The sequence below is a fragment of the Silvibacterium dinghuense genome (assembly GCF_004123295.1).
In the GTDB taxonomy this organism is placed as follows: Bacteria; Acidobacteriota; Terriglobia; order Terriglobales; family Acidobacteriaceae; genus Silvibacterium; species Silvibacterium dinghuense.
On sequence record NZ_SDMK01000001.1, the window covers coordinates 438025 to 458314 of the forward strand.

16 protein-coding genes are annotated in these 20290 nt (G+C 60.4%); 11 read left to right on the forward strand and 5 right to left on the reverse strand.

Annotated features, from left to right (window positions below):
- Positions 1 to 108: 108 nt before the first annotated feature.
- Positions 109 to 1329, reverse strand: a complete 1221-nt coding sequence (locus ESZ00_RS01685; protein ID WP_129206434.1) for a hypothetical protein — start codon at positions 1327 to 1329, stop codon at positions 109 to 111.
- A gap of 204 nt (positions 1330 to 1533) precedes the next feature.
- Between ESZ00_RS01685 and ESZ00_RS01690 the strand changes: the two genes are divergently transcribed.
- Both ESZ00_RS01690 and poxB read left to right on the forward strand, forming a co-directional pair.
- The gene (locus ESZ00_RS01690; RefSeq protein ID WP_129206435.1) at positions 1534 to 3141 is read left to right on the forward strand and encodes a S41 family peptidase; all 1608 of its coding nucleotides are present in this window, start codon (positions 1534 to 1536) and stop codon (positions 3139 to 3141) included.
- A 152-nt stretch (positions 3142 to 3293) separates the two neighbouring features.
- A complete protein-coding gene (poxB, locus tag ESZ00_RS01695; protein ID WP_129206436.1) occupies positions 3294 to 5015 on the forward strand; it encodes a ubiquinone-dependent pyruvate dehydrogenase in 1722 nt (573 codons plus the stop codon).
- 64 nt (positions 5016 to 5079) lie between these two features.
- Here poxB and ESZ00_RS01700 read toward each other — a convergent pair whose 3' ends face one another.
- Entirely contained in the window at positions 5080 to 7563 is a 2484-nt protein-coding gene (locus tag ESZ00_RS01700; protein ID WP_129206437.1) for a transglycosylase SLT domain-containing protein, read from the reverse strand.
- Positions 7564 to 7796: 233 nt separating this feature from the next.
- Here ESZ00_RS01700 and ESZ00_RS01705 point away from each other — a divergent pair, with 233 nt between their 5' ends.
- The 3 genes from ESZ00_RS01705 to ESZ00_RS01715 are packed head-to-tail and all read left to right on the forward strand — an operon-like array spanning position 7797 to position 10146.
- Complete coding sequence (locus tag ESZ00_RS01705; RefSeq protein WP_164981286.1) at positions 7797 to 8870, forward strand: glycosyltransferase family 2 protein; 1074 nt, start codon at positions 7797 to 7799, stop codon at positions 8868 to 8870.
- A gap of 20 nt (positions 8871 to 8890) precedes the next feature.
- Positions 8891 to 9529, forward strand: a complete 639-nt coding sequence (locus ESZ00_RS01710; RefSeq protein ID WP_129206439.1) for an SIS domain-containing protein — start codon at positions 8891 to 8893, stop codon at positions 9527 to 9529.
- Positions 9484 to 10146 carry a D-glycero-alpha-D-manno-heptose-1,7-bisphosphate 7-phosphatase gene (locus ESZ00_RS01715; RefSeq protein WP_164981287.1) on the forward strand — a complete coding sequence of 221 codons (663 nt, stop codon included), beginning with the start codon at positions 9484 to 9486 and terminating at the stop codon, positions 10144 to 10146. Before ESZ00_RS01710 ends, ESZ00_RS01715 begins: the two co-directional genes overlap by 46 nt.
- Here ESZ00_RS01715 and ESZ00_RS01720 read toward each other — a convergent pair.
- From ESZ00_RS01720 to ESZ00_RS01730, 3 genes are read right to left on the reverse strand one after another with little or no spacing between them, the layout of a single operon-like run.
- Complete coding sequence (locus tag ESZ00_RS01720; protein WP_129206441.1) at positions 10065 to 10925, reverse strand: transaldolase; 861 nt, start codon at positions 10923 to 10925, stop codon at positions 10065 to 10067. The two genes, ESZ00_RS01715 and ESZ00_RS01720, sit on opposite strands and share 82 nt — an antisense overlap.
- 32 nt (positions 10926 to 10957) lie before the next feature.
- Positions 10958 to 11785, reverse strand: coding sequence for a WecB/TagA/CpsF family glycosyltransferase (locus ESZ00_RS01725; protein ID WP_129206442.1), 828 nt, complete (start codon positions 11783 to 11785; stop codon positions 10958 to 10960).
- The gene (locus ESZ00_RS01730) at positions 11776 to 12822 is read right to left on the reverse strand and encodes a glycosyltransferase family 2 protein (RefSeq protein ID WP_129206443.1); all 1047 of its coding nucleotides are present in this window, start codon (positions 12820 to 12822) and stop codon (positions 11776 to 11778) included. The genes ESZ00_RS01725 and ESZ00_RS01730 overlap by 10 nt, the downstream gene beginning before the upstream one ends.
- 135 nt (positions 12823 to 12957) lie before the next feature.
- Between ESZ00_RS01730 and ESZ00_RS01735 the strand changes: the two genes are divergently transcribed.
- The 6 genes from ESZ00_RS01735 to ESZ00_RS01760 all read left to right on the forward strand — a co-directional run bounded on the left by ESZ00_RS01735 (position 12958) and on the right by ESZ00_RS01760 (position 20289).
- The gene (locus ESZ00_RS01735; RefSeq protein WP_129206444.1) at positions 12958 to 13980 is read left to right on the forward strand and encodes an NAD-dependent epimerase/dehydratase family protein; all 1023 of its coding nucleotides are present in this window, start codon (positions 12958 to 12960) and stop codon (positions 13978 to 13980) included.
- Entirely contained in the window at positions 13973 to 14704 is a 732-nt protein-coding gene (locus tag ESZ00_RS01740; RefSeq protein ID WP_229740887.1) for a nucleotidyltransferase family protein, read from the forward strand. Before ESZ00_RS01735 ends, ESZ00_RS01740 begins: the two co-directional genes overlap by 8 nt.
- A 2-nt stretch (positions 14705 to 14706) precedes the next feature.
- Positions 14707 to 15687: a GHMP family kinase ATP-binding protein gene (locus tag ESZ00_RS01745; RefSeq protein WP_229740888.1), complete on the forward strand. Its 981-nt coding sequence runs from the start codon at positions 14707 to 14709 to the stop codon at positions 15685 to 15687.
- Positions 15684 to 18011 carry a GumC family protein gene (locus tag ESZ00_RS01750; protein ID WP_129206446.1) on the forward strand — a complete coding sequence of 776 codons (2328 nt, stop codon included), beginning with the start codon at positions 15684 to 15686 and terminating at the stop codon, positions 18009 to 18011. The genes ESZ00_RS01745 and ESZ00_RS01750 overlap by 4 nt, the downstream gene beginning before the upstream one ends.
- Positions 18012 to 18029: 18 nt before the next feature.
- Positions 18030 to 18962, forward strand: a complete 933-nt coding sequence (locus ESZ00_RS01755; RefSeq protein WP_164981288.1) for a polysaccharide biosynthesis/export family protein — start codon at positions 18030 to 18032, stop codon at positions 18960 to 18962.
- Between the two features lie 241 nt (positions 18963 to 19203).
- On the forward strand, positions 19204 to 20289 hold the full coding sequence (locus ESZ00_RS01760) for an O-antigen ligase family protein (RefSeq protein WP_164981289.1): 1086 nt from the start codon (positions 19204 to 19206) through the stop codon (positions 20287 to 20289).
- Position 20290: the final 1 nt, after the last annotated feature.

Below are 20290 nucleotides of genomic sequence, written 5' to 3' on the forward strand. Positions count from 1 at the left end.
CCCATCCTGGCCGCGCTTGTGGTCATTCTAAACACCCGCCTTGTTGAACGCCAGTGAAGCGGGCCCGGTCTTGCAGGTAAGGCGGCAACCGCGCGCGGGACAGGCACGTCAGGCTTGCGAAGAAGCCGCAAGCCGCCCGGATTCCGGAACTTCTGCCTGAGAGAGCTGCCACAGCCGCCAGAGGCCTACAAGCAGCGCAGCAACCATCACAATGGTCTCCCACGTACCCCAGGCATCCACACGATGAGACTTGAGACGTACATATAAAGAAAGCAGCGACGGGAAATAAATTACACCGAGCAGCAGGAGCGGACGCCGGATTCGGAGTGCCTCGACCAGCACAAAGAAGGCGGCGAACAGGCTGATGCAGGTGTCATATCGCAGGAGCCGGGGATTGGCCAGGATCACAGCCACGGTCAGGCAACCCAACCATAGCGCTTCCGAGTTGACGGCATGGCGGCGGGCTCGAAACAGCAGAAAAACGATGACGGCAAGCACTATTCCCTGCACTAGGTAAGGAAACCAGTTCACGGGGTGATGAAAGAGCTTGCGCTCGATCGTGGCCACTGCACCGAGGATGCCTGAGCCGAAATCGCTGTGATCTGCCACCTGAATGCGCGCGGCGATGACAAACCGGCGGTAGAGATCCGGCGCCAGCCACTGCTGGAGCGGATAGCTGGAGGCGGAGAGCAGGCCGCAAGCGATGCTCTTCCACCAATGCCCTGCAAGCACTGGAAATAAAAGCAGCAGCAGGAAAGGCGGTTTGATCAGGCCGCACAGGAAAACGACGGTATAAAACCAGCCCCAGCGGTTGGAGCGGATTCCGGGGACGGCGGCGGCAAAGGCTGCCGCATACACCACGCTCGCAATATTCCCGCCGCGCAGAGCAACGACGCTGGCGTAGCTCGGCTCCGCCGCATAGATAAGAAAGGCAAAGGGCAGGCTGAGCCAGGGCCTTTGGAAGTAAAAACGGGCAAACAGCCAGGGAATCACCAGCACAGATGCGAAGTGCAGGGTGAAAAAGACCGTCCAGCCGATGACTCCGGGCAGAAGATGGGACAGAGCCGTCGCAGCTGCAAGAACCAGGGGCGGATACACGAAAAGCAGGCCCTCACCATCCGTATAGGGATCGCGATGGGCCTGCCAGTCGGTAACCGCACGGGCATACACCTTGGCGTCCCAGAAATAGCGGGCTCCGCTCGGATTCAGCCACACATAGACCCCAAGCACGGCCAGGGTCGCAAGAAACAGAAATAAGGCCGGGGGCAGCTTGGGGATAAACGGATCCGGACCGCCGTCAGCAGCGTGCGTACGATGGGAAGCAGACATGGCTTTAAGTATTCAGGGAGCTGCGCAGGGGAGAAAATCACTATATCACCGGTTCCGGGCCGCCATAACAGACATTTGCGCCACACGCACTCAGGTTCCGGGCCGCCGGCTATCTGCGAGGCTCTCCGGTGCTATACTTCGGCCTAGAGCGCTCCCGCAAAGTCCTTTTCCTGCGGGGCCGGGAGCCAGAGGATTCTTCCCAGAATGTCTTCACGCGCCCGTCGCACGCTTCTCTCCCTCATTGTCTTTTTCACTGCCTGCGGTGTAGCGGGCATGTTCATCAGCCAGAAGGTGGGAGCGCAGTCTTCGACCGACGAATCGGCATTCCGCGACAGCCTCAAGAAGTTCACCGATGTCTATCAGGTGGTTGCGGATAACTACGCCGAACCCCTGACCGGCGACAAGCCGGACGATGTGATCTACGACGGGGCCATTCCGTCGATGCTGCATACGCTCGACCCGCACTCGAACTTCTACGATCCGAAGTCCTACGCGAAGATGCGCGAGGACCAGCACGGCCGCTATTTCGGCGTGGGCATGACGATCCAGCAGCAGAACAACAAGATCATCGTCGTCTATCCCTCCGAAGGCACGCCGGCCTTCAAGGCCGGTATCCGCCCCGGCGACCTGATCGTTTCCGTGGATGGCAAACCGACCGAGGGCCTGGATACTTCAGCCGTGGCCGACCTTCTGAAGGGCCCCAAGGGCACGCATGTGCACCTCACCGTCACGCGTGAGGGTGCGGCCTCTCCGCTGACTTTCGACCTGGTGCGCGACGATATTTCGCATCCCTCGATCGATCTCAAGTATGAAATTCGTCCGGGCGTGCTCTACATCCACATTACGCAATTCCAGGAGACGACAGGCCGCGAATTTTCGGACGCCATCGACCAGGCCGGCGACATCAAAGGCCTGCTGCTTGATCTGCGCGGCAACCCCGGCGGCCTGCTGACCGAAGCGGTATCGGTCTGCGACAAGCTGCTCAACAAAGGACAGCTCATCGTCTCACAGCGCGGCCGCGCCTATCCGGAGCAGAGCTATCGCGCTCAGCATGGCAACGGCGGACATGTCTTCCCCGTCGTCGTGCTGGTGAATCACGGCACCGCCTCGGCGGCGGAGATTGTCTCCGGCGCGCTGCAGGACCATGACCGCGCCATCATCTCCGGCGAGATCACCTTCGGCAAAGGACTGGTGCAGACGGTCTATCCGCTCTCGGACAACACCGGCCTGGCATTGACGACCTACCACTACTACACGCCCAGCGGACGCCTGATCCAGCGCAATTACAACGGCGTGTCTTTGTACGACTACTACTACAATCACGGCCAGCCGCAGAACAACAAGGACCGCGAGGTCAAGCTGACCGACTCGGGCAGAACGGTCTACGGCGGCGGCGGCATCACGCCGGACGACGATATTACGACCCCCAAGGCGAACCACTTCCAGGAATTGCTCGCCGCGCACAACGTCTTTTTCAACTACACCAAGCATTACTTCATCAACCATACGGTCGATAAAAACTTCCAGGTGGATGATGCGGTCATGACCGACTTCAAGCAGTTCCTGACGGCGCAGAACATCAGCTATACCGACCAGGATCTGAACGGCGTGGACGACTGGCTGAAGACCAATATCAAGGCGTATCTCTTCGGCACGCAATTCGGCGAGACGCAGCGCCTGCGCATCGAAGCCGACTGGGATCCGATGATCGCCAAGGCCCTGACCTACATGCCGCAGGCTGAAGCGCTGGAGCAGACGGCACTCAAGGATGCGGCGGCAAAACAGACGGCGCAAAACTCGCCTACCGAATAACTGCTCTTCCGCCGTTTACAGGCACACAAAAGGCACAGTCCTCAAAAAGGATTGTGCCTTTTGCTTTGCAAGGAGAGCGGCAGCGGCCAACTCACAGCACACATCACCAATCGAAGTCTGTAGAAATCACCAGAAAAGCGAAAGGGATCGAGATGGCAATTGTGGCGGAAGTTCTGGTTGAGACACTCGCAAAGGCTGGCGTGGAACGCGTGTGGGGCGTAACCGGCGATTCACTGAACGGGATCACGAATGCGATCCGCACGACCAAAGGGCTCGCTTGGATGCACGTGCGCCATGAGGAGTCTGCAGCCTTCGCGGCAGGAGCCGAGGCGCACCTGACAGGGACACTGGCCGTCTGCGCCGGCAGCTGCGGACCGGGTAATCTGCACCTGATCAACGGCCTCTACGACTGCCATCGCAGCCGCGTGCCGGTGCTGGCCATCGCCGCGCAGATTCCCAGCCAGGAAGTGGGTTCGAACTACTTTCAGGAGACCAGCCCGGAGCACCTCTTCAAGGAATGCAGCCACTACGTAGGCGTCATCACGCAGGCTGAGCAGATGCCGACCGTACTGGGAATCGCGATGCGCACGGCGCTCACCAAACGTGGGGTCGCGGTCATTGTGCTCTCCGGCGACGTGGCGCTGCGCAAGTGTCCGTCCCCGGCGCTCGAGCTTGGCATCCTCACCTCGCAGTCCGCTGTCGTACCCTCGCTAGCAGAGCTCGAACAGGCCGCATCGATCCTGAATAGTGCAAAGAAGGTGGTGATTCTTGGCGGCGCGGGCTGCCAGGGATCGCATACGGAGCTGCTGGCTACGGCAGCAAAGCTGAAATCACCGATCGTACATGCCCTGCGCGGCAAGGAGTTCATCGAGTACGACAACCCGTATGACGTCGGCATGACCGGGCTGCTCGGTTTCTCCTCTGGCTATCACGCCATGATGAACTGCGACGCGCTGCTGATGCTGGGCACGGACTTCCCCTACCGGCAGTTCTATCCGCCGAAAGCAAAGATCATCCAGATCGATGTGCGCGGCGAGCAGATCGGCCGCCGCACCGATGTGGCGCTGGGTCTCGTCGGCACCGTAAAGGAGACGCTCGACAAGCTGCAGCCGCTGCTCGAGGACAAGAGGGACGCCTCGTATCTCGAGAAATGCCGCGATCACTATGCGAAGACGCGCGCGGACCTCGACGATCTGGCTGTCGGCGAACCGGGGAAGAAGCCGATCCATCCACAATTTGTCGCGAAGGTTCTTGATGAAGTCGCCGCAGATGACGCTGTCTTTGCCTTCGATGTGGGCACGCCAACCATCTGGGCCGCGCGCTACCTGCACATGAACGGCAAGCGCCGCCTGCTGGGCTCGCTGAATCATGGATCGATGGCCAATGCCCTGCCCCAAGCGCTCGGCGCGCAGGCAGCTTATCCCGGGCGGCAGGTGATTACGCTCTCCGGCGACGGCGGCCTCGCCATGCTGCTCGGCGATCTGCTCACCCTGCGTCAGCATAGTCTGCCGGTCAAGCTGGTGGTCTTCCACAACGACACGCTGGGTTTTGTCGAACTCGAAATGAAAGCCGCCGGCCTGGTCGACTTCGGCACCGAGCTGGTGAATCCCAACTTTGCCGAACTGGCGAACACCACAGGCGTTCTGGGTATACATGTCGAGTCGCCCGAAGAACTGGAGCCTGCGCTGCGCAAGGCTCTCGCACACAACGGCCCGACGCTGGTCGATGTCGTCGTCAATCGACAGGAACTCTCCATGCCGCCGACAATCTCCGCGCAGGAAGCCCTCGGCTTCAGCCTCTACATGTTGCGCGCCGTGATGAGCGGCCGCGGTGACGAGGTCATCGACCTGGCGAAGACGAATTTGTTTCGGTAGGAAAGCAGAAAGCGGCAGATCGATATCGATCTGCCGCTTTCTGCCTGCTGCATTCATACCAGAACTAGTTATTCGTAGCTGCGTGTCCGCCCTGCGCCTTCTCCAGCTCACGGTAAATCTCTTCGTTGCGGATAATGGCCTGGACGTACTCGCGGGTTTCCGTAAAGGGGATGGATTCGACAAACTCGTCCATATCGCGGTAACGGCCGCTGGACTGCCAGTCGAGGACACGGTTGTCGCCGGCGTTGTAAGCGGCAAAAGCATATTCGGGTTTGTCGCCGAACTTATCGAGGGTCTGCTTGAGATAGCGGGCGCCGAGACGGATATTCGTCCCCGGATCGAGCAGATCCTCGGTGCTGAAGCGTCCCATGCCCTCTTCATGCGCCATCTGTTTGCCCACGCTCGGCAGTAGCTGCATCAGTCCATAAGCGCTCTTGTTCGAGACGGCATTGGGGTTGAACTCCGTCTCCTGGCGGATGAGCGAGGCGATCATGATGGGATCAAGACCGTTGGCAGCGGCAGCGCCTTTAATCTCCAGCCAGTAGGACTGCGGAAAGAGAATGCGCCAGTAAGCCATGGGCATCGAATTGACCGGCGCCGAGGTATAAAAGGGCACAGCACGCTTCATCAGGCGCATGGCATGCGACGTTTCACCGTACGCAGCATAGATGGATGCTTCCGCGAACGCGCCCCATGAATCGCTGCCGTCAGCGGCGCGAATCTCGGCAGGGATGTACTCATTAAGTCCGGCGTTGGCCAGCAGCTTGGCCTTGACCAGATGCGGGTCCTGATCGGGTACATCGGCAGAAAGCTCGGGAATATCCTCGGGCTGAAGCGCATCGAGGCTCGGGATCTGCGTAGGCTGCGCGCTCACGTTCGCAGAAGCGGTCTGCAGCGACAGCGAAGGATCGAGTTGGGAGAGATGAGCCAGGTGCTCCTGCGCAAGCTCGGCATAGTAATAGTGGCGATAAACGCGGGTAAGAGTGCGGTAATACTTGGCCGCTTCGGCATACTGGCGATTGTCCTCATAGACGCGGGCACGCCAATAGAGAGCCGAAGGAATCTCCTTGCCACCGGCGTACTGTGCAATCTGCTCATCGAACATACGCGCGGCCGTGGTGACATCCCCCTGCCGATAGGTGAGCCATGCAGCGCGCCAGTGCGCGCTCGGAGAGTAATTCGAGCAGGGACCGGAGTGCGGAGATTCGCACGACTTCGGGAACCGTCTCGCCAGCTCGGAATAATAGCCGATGGCGGTCGGGAAATCCTTGCGCAGCAGATACATGTTGCCGCTCGAGTAGAGCGCTTCGGCCAGCCACGGGCTCGAGGGGAAGCGGGCCTTCATGCTCTCGACGATCGAGCGCTGCGTCTCGCCATCGTCCTTATCGCGGGCCAGTTCCATGAGCAGGTATTGGCGACGCGCGCCTGCGTCGTCCGAAGTGTCGGGAAGACGCATGAGCTCTGACGCATTCAGGCGCTTGAGCTTCCAGTCGCAGGCCGCAGCGGCCACCAGCATGGCATTGTGCCCGGAGGCATCCAGGCTCGGATCATTGGCCAGTGAGCGGTATTCTTCCGCCGCAGGATCATAACGTCCGGCGTTATAGAGTGCATCCGCATGGCTGCGGCGCTCGGAGGCGGGCAATGCAGTAAGAGCTCCGGAAGAGGCGAGCTGCGTGCGCGCGGCAGCAGCCTCAGGCGAGAGCGGATAGCTCAGATAAATATGACGGAAGAGCTGCGTCGCCTGCGCGGCATTGCCGGCCATCAGCTGCGCCTTCGCATCGGCAAGCTGAAAATCAGCTTTGCCGGCCAGCGGCTCAGAACGATGGGCATTCAGAACACGCAGCGCGGACTGCGGATCGCCTTCCTGGATATAGAGGTTCGCTTCAAGAACCGGGATACTCGCAACAAAGATGGAATCCGGATGCTTGGAGCTAAAGCTGCTCAGCACGGACTCGGCCTGCGGAAGCTGGTTGCTCTGCAGATACGCCTGCGCGGTCAGGTAATCCGCGTAATCGTCGAGCGCATCGCCGACACGGTTCGCCGAAGTAAAAGCGGTCACGGCATCCGCGTACTTGTGATCGAGCAGGTAGGCGTGCCCCATGGCCAGGTAAGCCGTCGCCGCAGCTTCGCCGGTATGCGCATGCGCATAGGCGGCAACGCCGTCATAAGCGGCCGGCGTGCGCATGACTGCCAGCTGCTGGGCCATCGGGCGCAGCTGCGAGGAGGCGACAAAAGCCTGCTGCAGCTTATGGCTGACCGCGATCTGCCGCGCGGTCAGAGGGCGCCGCGGATGACGGCGCATGGCTGCCTTGCGGATAGCCGCGGCATGGCTGTGCTCGGAGGTCCGGGCTGCAGAGTGGCCGGATGCATGCCCTGTCGATTTCTTCTCAGCCGAGGCAGAAGCCGCGTGATGCGTCGATTTCTTCTTATGCGAGATGGTCTGCGCACCCAGGTGCGATGAGAGGACGAGCGTAGCCGCGAGCAGCAGCGCTGCTCCGCTTCCGGCCTTCGCCCATTTGCTGCAATGTGAAAACTCCGCGGCTGCCAAGTGGTTCGACTCCTGTTTCTACTCTATGCCGAATGCAACAGGAAATTGCCGGACGGATATCGGCAAAGGCAACAGGGTTTCCGACTTCGACAACGGGCAAAAAAGGAACAGGCCGGCATCCTCGGTTCAATTTCGGAACCGCGCATTACGAAAGTCTGGTTGCAGTTCCGAATGCCAGCCTGCCGGAGTGCAGACACGGCTATGCTGAGGCAGCTCTCCATAAGGATGAAGTCATGCCTGAGTCCCTCTTCAGCCGAGCCGGCTCGATGCACGGTCATGCTGACCGGCCCAGGGAGGCCGACATCACGGTTGTAATCCCGACGCATCAGCGTCCGGAGCTTCTGCGGCGGGCTCTCATGAGCGTCCTGCGACAGAGCTACAGCGCACTGGAGGTCATCGTGGTCTCCGACGGAGACGACGGCTCGGATGCACAGGCCATTGTCGATGAGTTCCGCGACAGACGGCTGCGTGTCGTGCCTCTATGGCTGCGAAGAGGCGGCGCACAGGCGCGCAACATTGGCGTCCGAATGGCAAGAACGCCCTGGATCGCCTTCCTTGACGATGACGATGAGTGGCACCCGGAAAAACTCGCACGACAGATGCAGGCCACCCGGACGATGCAGGTGGAATTTCCCGTGATCTCTTCGCAGAGCCTGGTGCAATCGAACACCCGCGCATGGATATCTCCCGAACGCGCCTTTCAGGCAGACGAAGCGATCAGCGATTTCCTCTTCTGCCGCAGCCGCTTTATCGATGGAGCCCAGTACATGCAGACCTCGTCTCTGCTGGTGCCGCAGGAGCTGCTGTTAAAGATTCCATTCCGCCCTCATCTGCGGCGCCACCAGGACTGGGACTGGCTTCTGCGTGCGGCCAAGCAGCCAGGAGTAGCATTCCACATGGTGGCGCAGCCGCTGAGTATCTTCCATGTGGAGGAGGGCAGAAACAGCGTCGGTCGAGGACAGGACTGGGAGTTCTCGCACGCCTGGGCGACAGAGATGCGGCACGGATTCACTCCCCGGGCCTATTCCTTCTTCCTGGCCACCGAATGCGTCTCCCGCGCCGTCAAGAGCCGGGCCGGCTGGAAGGCCTACGCGCCGCTGATCCGCGATTACTTCCTGTCCGGACGGCCCACCGTGCGCTCCCTGCTGACGCTGGCCGGCTTTCTCTTCGTACCGCCTCCGGTACAGACGCGGATACGGCGCGCAGCCCGTACGCGGCTGCAGCCATCCGAATCCAGCACAGAAAATGCCATGACGCCTCAGGAGATCGGCAGCCTCGGCTCTCCTGCCATCACCACGCACAGCTAACGGAGACACGAGTTATGTCCATGAACGGCTATACGGAGCAATATCTTGAGGAGGCGAAGCAGACACTCTCACTGCTGAGCTTCCAGGCCATCGAGCAGGTTGTAGAAATTCTCAGCCGCACGCGGGATCGCGGAGGAAGGATCTTCTTTCTCGGCGTGGGAGGTAGCGCCGCCAATGCCAGCCATGCCGCGGCAGACTTCCGCAAGATCTGCGGCATCGAATCCTATTCCGTTTCCGACAATACGGCCGAGTTGACCGCCCGCAGCAACGACGAGAGCTGGCTGCGCGCCTACGCGGGTTGGCTGGAGGCCAGCCGCCTGCGCTCCACAGACACGCTCTTCGTTCTCTCCGTCGGCGGAGGCGATGAGGAAAAAGGGCTGAGCCTGAACCTGATCGAGGCTCTGCGGCTCGGCCAGCGGCGTGGCGCAAATATCGTCGGCATTGTCGGACGTCAGGGCGGCTATACCGCCCAGGTCGCCGATGCTTTCGTGCTGGTGCCTACGGTTGCGGAGAGCTCCGTAACCGCCCACGCCGAATCCGCCCAGGGGACGCTATGGCACCTCATGGTGAACCACCCGCGATTGAAACAGAACGAGCCGCAGTGGGAGAAAACATGCATGGCCTGCAGCGAGCGATCTTTCTCGATCGCGACGGCGTAATCAATCGCAATATCTGGAATCCTGACACAGGCGCCTTCGAGGCGCCTCTCTCGGCATCGCAGTTCATACTGATTCCCGGCGTCATCGATGCGCTTCGATGCCTGGCACGAGCCGGTTATCTGCTGTTTCTCGTCTCCAATCAGCCGAACTACGCCAAGGGCAAAGCCGGACTGAATGATCCGGCGGCGATCCACCGCACGTTCCTCAAGCGCATGCAGCGCGCAGATATCTCTTTTACCGGCTGCTTTTACTGCTTTCATCATCCGGATGGACGCATCAGAGATTACACCGGCTGCTGTCTCTGCCGGAAACCATCTCCCTATTTCCTGCGGATGGCCAGCCGCAGCTTCGACGTGGACCTGCCTGGCTCCTGGATGATCGGCGATCGAGCAACCGATATTGTCTGCGGCCAGGCAGCGGGTACACATACCGCGTGGGTCGGAGAAGCGTGGCCGGAAGCACCGCGCGCGGATATCCGGGCGCGCGATCTGCGCGAAGCCGCGCAGATCATTCTCTACCGGGACACCGCGCCAGGTTATGGCGCGGCAGGCCGCGGCAAGGGCGAACGACGATTGCCATCCGCCAGAACGAGCACTTCGGACTCTCCATTGCGCTGAATGGCATGCATGGGAGTTTCTACTCCCATCGCGAGAGGTTGAGGCGGAAAGAGATCTGCGGTGTCGATCGCATAGGCCGCAGCCTGCGCATCACGGAAAAACATCTCGACGGTTTCCAGTGAATACTGGTCCAGATTCTTGCCTGCAAGAGAAAGCTTGGCGAGCAGATCCGGAGGCATGGTAATGATGTCGCATCCGGCCTCCTCGGCCTGATAGAAGTTGAGCACCTCGCGCGGGCTGGCCCAGAGGAGCTGTGCGCTCGAATGCGCATGGAGCCATTCGGCAGCACGCCGCATGACTGGCACCGGATTCACTCCAGTGTCGGCAATCCGCCCGGCAAATATAGAGACAATTGCCGGGGCTTGCGCCGGAAGTATCTCGAGAATTCGTTCGACTTGCTCCAGGGTAAGCACCGCCGTCACGTTGACGGTGATGCCTGCAACGGCAAGGCGCTGCATCAATTCCCCGAGAAAGCGGCCTGAGCGGTCCGTAACAGGAATCTTCACATTGACATTTGGAGACCAGCGGGCGATGGCATAGGCCTGCGCCTCCATCTCCGCTTCGTCATCGGCAAAGACCTCGAATGAAACAGGAAGATGAGGAACAAGATGGAGGAAGGTTCGCGCGAACGCCTCATAGTCTGTGATCCCCGCCTTACGCATCAGCGTGGGATTGGTCGTAAAGCCTTGCACAGTGGGATTTGCAGCGTAAGCGCGGACGCTGTCGAGATCAGCGCCATCGCAGAAGATACGGATATGGTTCTGGCCGGATGGGGGCATGATGATCCTCCAGTGAGTGTGCATGAGAGCAGTCAGGCCGGGACAGGCGGCCGCGTGCGGGATGCGATCCGCTGCTTCCAGAACTGGATCAGAACGATGGCTGCGAAGCGCGGATTGCCGAGCAAGTAGCGCCGCCAGAGACGGCGCGGCTCGCGGATAAGACGATAAAGCCATTCGAGCCCAAGACGGTGCGTCCATCGCGGCGCGCGACGGCGAAGTCCTGCGCAGGTATCGAGCGCAGCTCCGACGCTGATCGCAGCGCCGATCGGCAGCGACGGGCAATGCTCCAGCATCCAGAGTTCCTGCCGCGGCGCTCCAAACGCGACACAGAGCAGATCAGGATGCGCCTGCGCGATCATTCTGCGGATCAGGCTCAGTTCTCCGGGGTCCTCATCGAACCCGAGTGGAGGACAGTAGCAACCTGCGATCTTCAGTTCGACATAGCGGCGCTGCAAATTTGCAGCAGCGGCAGCAGCGGCTCCGGGAAGTCCTCCGAGAAAGAAGACGTTTCTCCCCTGCGCCGCACAGGCGGCACAAAGCGCGATCATCAGATCGCCTCCCGTCACACGTTCCGGCATGCGGCCGCCAAGCAACCTCGCCGCCCACACCACGGAAATACCATCTGCAACGCAGAGATCCGCTGCGTGCAAGGCAGCGGCAAATCCCGCGTGTTTTTCGGCCAGCTGTATTAGCTGCGCATTCGGCCCCATAATCAGCATTGGCGGGCGCTGTCTTCGGCCAAGTACGGTCATTACCCAGGCGACCGCCCCCGCCAGCGTAAAGCTGTCGACGCAGACATTCCCCACCAGCACGCGCGGCGGCCGCACGGCATCCGGGGAAGACGCCGTCATCATGGCCATAACAGCTCCGAGCGCTCCAGAAAGAAGTTTGGGGGAAGGCCGTTCGCAATGCGTGCAGAAGAAAAATACTCATCGCGGATACGACGCCATAAATAGCGGGGAGACGCCACACAGGATGCGCCCAGATGCCGTCCCGCATTCAGAAAGCTGCGCTGCGCCAGGGACATATTGCAGGCGCGCAACCGCTCTTTGGCCTCCCGCTCACCGCGCGGAAGCATCTGCACAAGCGCCGCACGAATGGCTTCGATAGGACGAGGTTGACGCCGCAAAAGATGAGAGAGCAGAAGATACTGGACATAAAGCCCCGCGATCATCTGCTCGCCGAGATGGCGCGAGCTGACGCTCTCCGCATTCTGGCGAAAGCCGACAAGCACCTCCGGGATGCAGCAGATATCGGCATGCAGAGCCATGCGCCACCACAGATCGGCATCTTCGTTATGCAGCCCGACGCGGTAGCCGCCGCAGGCAAGCGTGCGGCGCACATGGAGCACTGCGCTCGAATGGCAGATAGCGAGAAGATATCCCGAGCGCACAATAGCACGCAGCTCTTCCGGAGAGCCACGTGAACTGCGGAAAAAGCCGACGGCCCTGCCTCGCGGATGATAGTTCGCATAGGAATAGAACATGCCTGCATCGGGATAACTGCGAATGGCTTCCCGCAAAACCGCGATGCGATGCGGATGCGCGATATCGTCAGCATCCTGACGCACCAGCCACGGCGTCTCACATTCGAGGAGCATCCGATTGAGCGTATACGCAAGGCCCTGCCCAGGCTGCTCGATCACATGCAGACGCGAATCCCGCAGAGAGTGGAGATACGCAGCACTGCTATCTTCACCGCCATCCACGATGGCAAGAATGCGAAAATCCGCATCGCTCTGAGCGAGCAGACTATCCATACACTCTGCGAGCAACGGCATCGCATTGCGCACAGGCAGACCGATGGTTAACAGGTCGCTCTGCATTCTCGCCCCTTTCGTAAAGACAGCTTTGGCCAGATGCTTGAAGCGCGTCAACGCAGAAATCTGTAACTCCATAACCGACGTAATCTGTCATTCCCGAATCGCGCATGCTACTTTCACCAGCGTTGCCTCACATGTGCAGTATTTCCGACTTATTGCACAAACTTCGACGAATCTAGAAAACGCCAAAACCGGGACGAGGTAACGGATATGCTTCACGCAGCCACCGAACCAGGATCATGGATCGAGGCTCTCCCGATCCACGAACAGCGCCGCTACTGCATCATCGGCGGCGCGGGATTCATCGGCAGCCACTTCGCTGACCGCCTGATGGAAGACGACCGCACCGAAGCCGTTACGGTGCTGGATAACTTCCGCACCGGCCGTCACCGTCACCTGCGAAAGCATCTCTCGGGAGCCGACCCGCGCTTTCGCATGGTGCATGGAGACGTGCACGACCGGCAGAAGCTGATGGAGGCAATGGAGGGCCACACGCTGGTCCTTCACCTAGCGTCGAACGCAGATATCGCGCGTGCCGCTATTGAGCCTGAGATCGATTTTCGCGAAGGTACGGAGCTTACGCAGCACATCCTCGAAGCGGCACGCGCCTGCAACGTAAAGCGCGTGCTCTATGCCTCCGGGAGCGGCGTCTATGGCGATGCTGGCGAACAAATCCTGCGAGAGGAGGATGGTCCCCGAGCGCCGATCTCAACCTATGGAGCAAGCAAGGTAGCTGGGGAGGCTCTGATCGCCAGCTATTGCGCGATGTTCGACATGACAGCTTGTGTCTTCCGCTTCGCTAACGTAGTCGGCGCGCGGCAGACACACGGCGTAGGTTACGACTTCCTGCAGCGCCTGCAGCATGATCCGGCGCGCCTTCGTGTTCTGGGCGACGGACGCCAGAAGAAGAGCTACATTCACGTCTCCGATGTCGTCGAGGCCGTGCTCCATGCCGAATCTCGATCGAAGCAGGCATACGCGATCTACAACGTAGCGACAGAAGACACCATTACGGTCACGGACATCGTGGGATTTGCGTCCGAAGCTCTGGGCCTTCGGCCCATGATCGAATACAGCGGCGGCGATCGCGGCTGGAAGGGAGATGTGCCCATCGTTCGACTGGATTGTGCGAAGCTGCGGGCACTGGGCTGGGCACCTCGCTACAACAGCCGCGATGCCATACGGCTATCGCTCGAGGAGATGCTGAGAGATGAGCATGTGGCGCTTGTCTGAATGCCTCCCGCCGGTAGCGATCCTGGCCGGTGGGCTGGGAACCCGGATGCGTCCCACCACGGAGTGGGTGCCGAAGGTGCTTCTGCCCGTAGCCGGCGAACCATTCCTGGGGCACCAGTTGCATCTGCTCGCGCAGCGCGGCGTGAGCGATGTCGTGCTGTGCTGTGGGTATCTCGCCGAGCAGATTGCACGCTATGCCGGGGACGGTAGCGACTTCGGTCTGCACCTACATTATTCCCGCGACGGCGCATCGCCGCTGGGCACTGGAGGCGCGCTGCGCCATGCCCTGCCGATGCTAGGCGAAGAGTTTTTTGTTCTTTACGGTGACAGCTATCTGGAAGTCGATCTGGCCGAGGTCTATTGCGCCTTCGTGCAAAGCGGACTGCCTGCGCTGATGACCACGCTTCTCAATCGGAGCCGCTGGGGCGCGAACAATGTCCGGATGCGCGGCGGCCTGGTCACGCAGTACGGTTGCGATTCTTCTCCGGGGATGGAGTACATCGACTATGGGCTGAGCCTGTTTCGCGCCGAGGTCTTCGCAAGCTGGCCGGATGACGCTGCATTTCCTCTTACCGAGGTGCAAAGCATGCTGGCCGCGGGGAAACGCATGGCGGCGTTCGAGGTTTCACAGCGTTTCTACGAGATTGGCTCGCCGAGCGGACTGGCCGAGACAGAAGCCTACCTCCGCTCACAGCCGCGCAGGCTCCGGGAGACAACGCCGTGATTATGACACGGACACCGTTACGTATTTCGATCGGCGGAGGAGGAACGGATCTTCCGTCTTACTACCGGCGCTTCGAGGGATTCGTCATTTCCGCAGCGATCAACAAGCATGTCTACCTTACGGCAAATCGAAGCTTCACCCATGGCTATTTGCTGCGTTACTCCATCAATGAACATGTCTCACATACCTCTGAGATTCGCCATCCTCTGCTGCGCCATGCCATCGAGATGCAGGAAGTCAGGGACCCGCTGGAGATCGTAAGCATAGCAGACGTGCCGGCAGGAACGGGGCTGGGCTCCTCAGGCGCATTCGTCGTCGGCCTCGTGCACCTACTGCATGCCCATAAGTGCGAGCCGGTCACTCCGGAGCAATTGGCTCGCGAGGCCATCGAGATCGAGATGGAGCGCCTGGGCGAACCAGTAGGCAAGCAGGACCAGTACATTGCCGCGTATGGCGGCCTGCTCTGCCAGCACTATCACCAGGACGACACGGTCACACTCGAGCCCCTGTCCATGCGTGCAGATACGCTACGCGATTTTTGCGATTCCCTAATGCTGTTCTTTGCCGGAGAGACGCGGCAGGCTTCGGTCATCCTGGAAGAGCAGCGTAAGCGAACTGAAGAAGACGATCCGGCGATGCTCGAGGGGCTGCACTTCGCACGGCAACTCGGATTGGAGATTCGCCACATACTCGAAGCCGGAGATGTGGCTGCGTTTGGCCCACTGATGCACCAGCACTGGGAGCGGAAACGAAACCGGAGCCGGGGCATGAGCAACGCGCGGATCGATGGCCTCTATGAGATGGCTCGCCGCAGCGGCGGTGCGCTAGGCGGCAAGCTGGTGGGTGCCGGCGGCTGTGGCTTCCTGCTCTTCCAGACCTTCGACCGGCGGCGTCTCCGCAACTGCATGCGAGAAGCGGGAGTCGAGGAAATGGACTTCCAGTTCGATTTCGACGGATCCGTCGTGCACACGAGAAGCGTATGAATGAGAAAGCATTGCTGGCGGGCCGCCCGCTGGAGTGGACAGACTTGCTCACCCGGCCGCGGAGAGAGTGGACAATGCTGGACCTGTGGCAGGTCATGCGCAGGCGCAGGCGATGGGTCCTGTGGCCGACAGGCGCCGCCCTTCTGCTGGCAACACTCTATTGGCTGCTGGCGACGCCACGCTTCCAGGCGAACGGAGAAATCGAAGTCCAGAGAGAATCCGCCGCTGCTTTTGGCCTCGATAATTCGGTAAACGGCGAGCCTTCCCAGGCAGAGGGAGATTCACTGGACTACAGCATGACGCTCGAGACGGAATCGAAAATCCTCGAGTCACCCACGCTGGCACTCAGGGTCATGCACGATCTCGAGCTGGAGACGACGCATGACTACTTCCCGCAGCGGACGACAGGATGGCATCTGCCTGCATGGTTGTTCTTCTGGCGACAGCCTCTGGAGCCGCTGAACATCCGCCTGGAAGATGCTCCGAACCGGCGCTATGTCGCGTTGAAGATCTTCGAACATCACCTCAAGGTGAAGGCGGAACCGGGTACACGCCTGATCGATGTGAGCTATGCAGACCCCAACCCGTATCTGGCGACTGCAGTGGTCAACCGCTTGTTATCCGCGCTGACGGAGTACACCTATCAAGCACGTTTTCAGGCCACCGCGCAGGCCTCCGACTGGCTCGCCGGCCAACTCAAGGGTCTGCGCGCCCAGACACAGGCACTTGAAGACCGTGCCAGTCGCCTGCAGCGGGATACGGGAATTTATGGGGATGATGCAGGGCACAACATCGTATTGGATCGGCTCACGACCCTGAACCAACGGCTCGCCGCAGCAGAGACAAACCGCATTCTGATGCAAGCCATCGCGCAGGCTGCGGAGAGCGGAGATCCCGAGCTTCTACCCGCGCTGAGCGGAGGAGGCGGCAGTGGCATGCCCGGGTATGGACCGCAGCTGGCAGTGATCCAGGAACTGCGCATGCGTGAGGCCGCACTCGAAGCAGAGATCGCAGAAAACGATGCGCGGTATGGTCCCGCCCATCCGCATACCGCTGAGTTGCAGGCAGAGCTTACCGGCGTGCAGCGATCGATCCGGGCAGAAGCAGAGCGCATGGGACATCGCGCACGGGTCGATCTCGATATCGCGCAGAACACCGAGAATGCCGCCCGCGACGCCTTCGAAAAACAGCGCTCCACCGCCGATGCGATGAGCAATCGCACCGTCGCCTATCAACTGGCGCGGCAGGAAGCCGACAGCAGCCGCAATGTCTATGAAGGCCTGCTCGCGAAGCTCAAACAGGCTGGGGTGCTCGAAGGCCTGCGCTCGACCAACCTCACCGTAGTAGCGCCGGCACAGGTTCCTCCGACACATCGGCCCAGCAGCCCGCGCATGCTGCTTGTCTACGCATGCGCCCTCATCGGCGGACTGTTCCTGGGCTGCACCGGAGGCTGGACAGCCGAACGCTTCGATCACTCGGTACGCTCCCTTGAGCAGCTCGAAGAGGAAGTCGGCTCTCCTCTGCTCGGCATCCTGCCAGAATTCTCTCGGCGTTTGAAGACGCGCCGTCGAGCCTCCTGGAGAGAAATCCTGATGCGCAGAGAATCGGTCTCGACTTCGCCCTTGTTCATGAGCAGAACAGGCATCGCAGACCAGGCGCGACAGGAGATCTTTGTCGAAGCACTATGCTCTCTACGAACATCCCTGCTGCGGCTGCGCGATGGAGACAGCTCGCAGGTGGTATTAATCACCAGCGCAGTAGCCGGCGAAGGCAAGAGTACGATTGCCGCCAATCTGGCCGGAGTGCTGGCGCAATCCGGCGAGCGAGTGTTGCTCGTCGATGCCGATCTGCGACGGCCGGGCATTTACCACGAGCTCGGCATGCCCGCCGGCCTTGGATTGAGACATGCACTGCGCAGCAAGAGCGAGCCCGCCATCCAGAAATTCCCCGGTCTTCCCAGCCTCTCCGTACTGTGCGGAAGCACGGCTGCAAGTATGCCGGCAGAACTGCTGGCGTCGGCAAAGATGCAGGAACTGCTCCGCGAATGGCGCCGGAATTACGACGTTGTGCTACTTGACAGCCCTCCGATTCTGCCGGCAACCGATCCGGCGCTGCTGGCGCAGGCGAGCGATGTCACCATCCTCGTGGCACGGCACGGCGTTACCACCTGCCAGGCCGTGCATCGCTCCATGGCCCTGCTCCGCGAGCAGATTCCGGAGACCGGCACATTGCGCGTGGTGCTGAACGGAATCTCCAAAGACAGCCAGGACTTTCACGATTACTACGGTGACAACAAGACCTATTCGAGACGGAAAACGGCATAAGCAGAGATGGAGAACAACATGAGAACAGTACTGGCCATACTGCTGGCAGCGTGCCTGTCTCTGGCGGAGAATGTTGCTACAGCTCAGAATGCTCCCGCGCAGGCCGCATCGGATATTCCGCATTCCTCCGCCTCACAGGAGAGCCTGAGAATTGGTCCAGGCGATCTGCTGGCCATCACGGTATTGCGCGAACCGGAGATGGATCGGAAAGTGCGCGTGCGCGACTCAGGCGAGATCGACGTACCGCTCGCTGGACAAATCCAGGTGATGGGTCTCAGCCCGGACGAAGCCGGCACAGCGATTGCGCAGCGGCTTGAGGAAGCAGGCTATCTCCGTCACCCTGAAGTCTCGGTGCTGGTTCAGGAATATGCGACGCAGCAGGTGGCTGTGCTCGGTCAGGTCGCACACCCAGGAACCTATCTCCTCGAATCGCCGCGCACGCTCCTCGATGTGCTGGCAATGGCCGGCGGACTGACCGACTCCGCAGACCGGCATCTGATGATCGAGCATAGCGATGGGCGGACGCCGGCGCAGGTGTTTCTTTCCAACCAGGCAGCCGATGCGCTGGAGGCAAATGTGCAGATCCGTGCCGGTGACCGCATCATCGTACCCAAAGCCGGACTGATCTACGTCCTCGGAGACGTTGGCCGCCCGGGCGGATACCTGATGCAGAATGAATCGCGGATGACACTGCTCCAGGCCGTAGCTCTGGCCGGCGGTGCAAACCATACCGCGTCGGAAGAGCACGTGCGCCTGGTGCGCAATCATGACGGCGACATCGACGAGCAGGAGCTTCCACTCAAAGAGATCGAACGGGGACAGGTCCCCGATCTTCTGCTGCAGGCAAACGATGTCATCTACGTGCCATTTCACCTGGGCAAGCACATCCTGATGGGGGCAACGGCAATCGTGGCGGCAGCCAGTTCGGCCGCGGTCTATGCCGGTCATTAGGCCCAACGCTGCAGATACCTCTCCTGGGGTCGAGGGGATTTTGTGTGCCACGCTGCTGGCTTTTTTTGCCGTACAGGGAGCTATACCCTTCATTGCGCCCAACCAGGCGCTGGAAACAACCGGTCAGGCCGCTTCAGGACTCATGTTCTGGGGCGGAATTCTGAGCCAGACAGCGGTATATGGAAGCATCGCCGCGCTGCTCCTCCTCGACCTGCCGCGCATCCTGCGCTGGCTCCGCGCGATGCGCTGGACACTCGGCCTTGCGCTGCTGGCCATTGCTTCTTCCGTGTGGTCCCAGTTTCCCTCCTATACTTTGCGCCGTTCTATCCCCTTTGCCATGGCCGGGCTGTTCGGATTGTGGTTTGCGCTTCGCTATCCGGTGAAGCGGCAACTCTCGATCCTGCGCATGAGCATGCTCGGACTGGCTTTGGCCACGATCATCATGGTCATCCTGTTTCCCGGACTGGCACTGGATCGCTCTACCGGTCATGTCACCGATTGGCAAGGCATTTTCACGTCGAAGAATGCCTGCGGACGCATCATGGTTCTGGCCACAGCCATTGTCCTCGGCGAAAACCGTGGAGTTCTGCGAAGCCTGCCTCCGATGCTGCTCTTTCTTTTTGTAATCGCCATGAGCGGCTCACGCGGAGCGTGGGTCATCGAAGGCGGCGTACTGACCGTGTACGGTGGAATCTGCCTGATGCTGGCGAGCACCCGTCGCAGCCGGATTGTGCTCGGCATGGCACTCGCATGCTTCACGATCACAGCAGCCGCCGTGCTCATGACCCATCTGAAAGCAGCGATGGCCCTCCTCGGACGAGACACCACCCTGAGCGGAAGAACCCAAATCTGGGCACAAGTATGGCCATTCGTCATCACACATCCGTTACTCGGATGGGGTTACGCAGGTTTCTGGAAGGGGCTGGAGGGCGAAGCCTTTCGAGTCGTAGCTGCTGTGCGCTTTATCGTCTATCATGCCCATAATGGTTTTCTGGAGATCGGGCTGGAACTGGGAGCCGTTGGACTAGCAATCTTTCTCTGCAGCTATGCACGCGCCTGGCGGATACTATGGCTGAGGATGAGAGAGGCAAGGGACAGGCACCTCATCTGGTTTCTACTTCTGCTCCTGTTAATTGGCCTCTATGATCTGGATGAGAACACGCTTCTCATTTACAACGGGTTATTCTGGGTCGTTTACGTTTCAGTCTTGTGTAATCTGGAGTTCCTGCGACACGAAGATCGATTGGCTGCCGAACTTTCCCTCCAGCACGCAGTCACATCAAGAATGGCGCACGGCGCGCTGCAAGAGAGCCGCAACTGGGATTGAA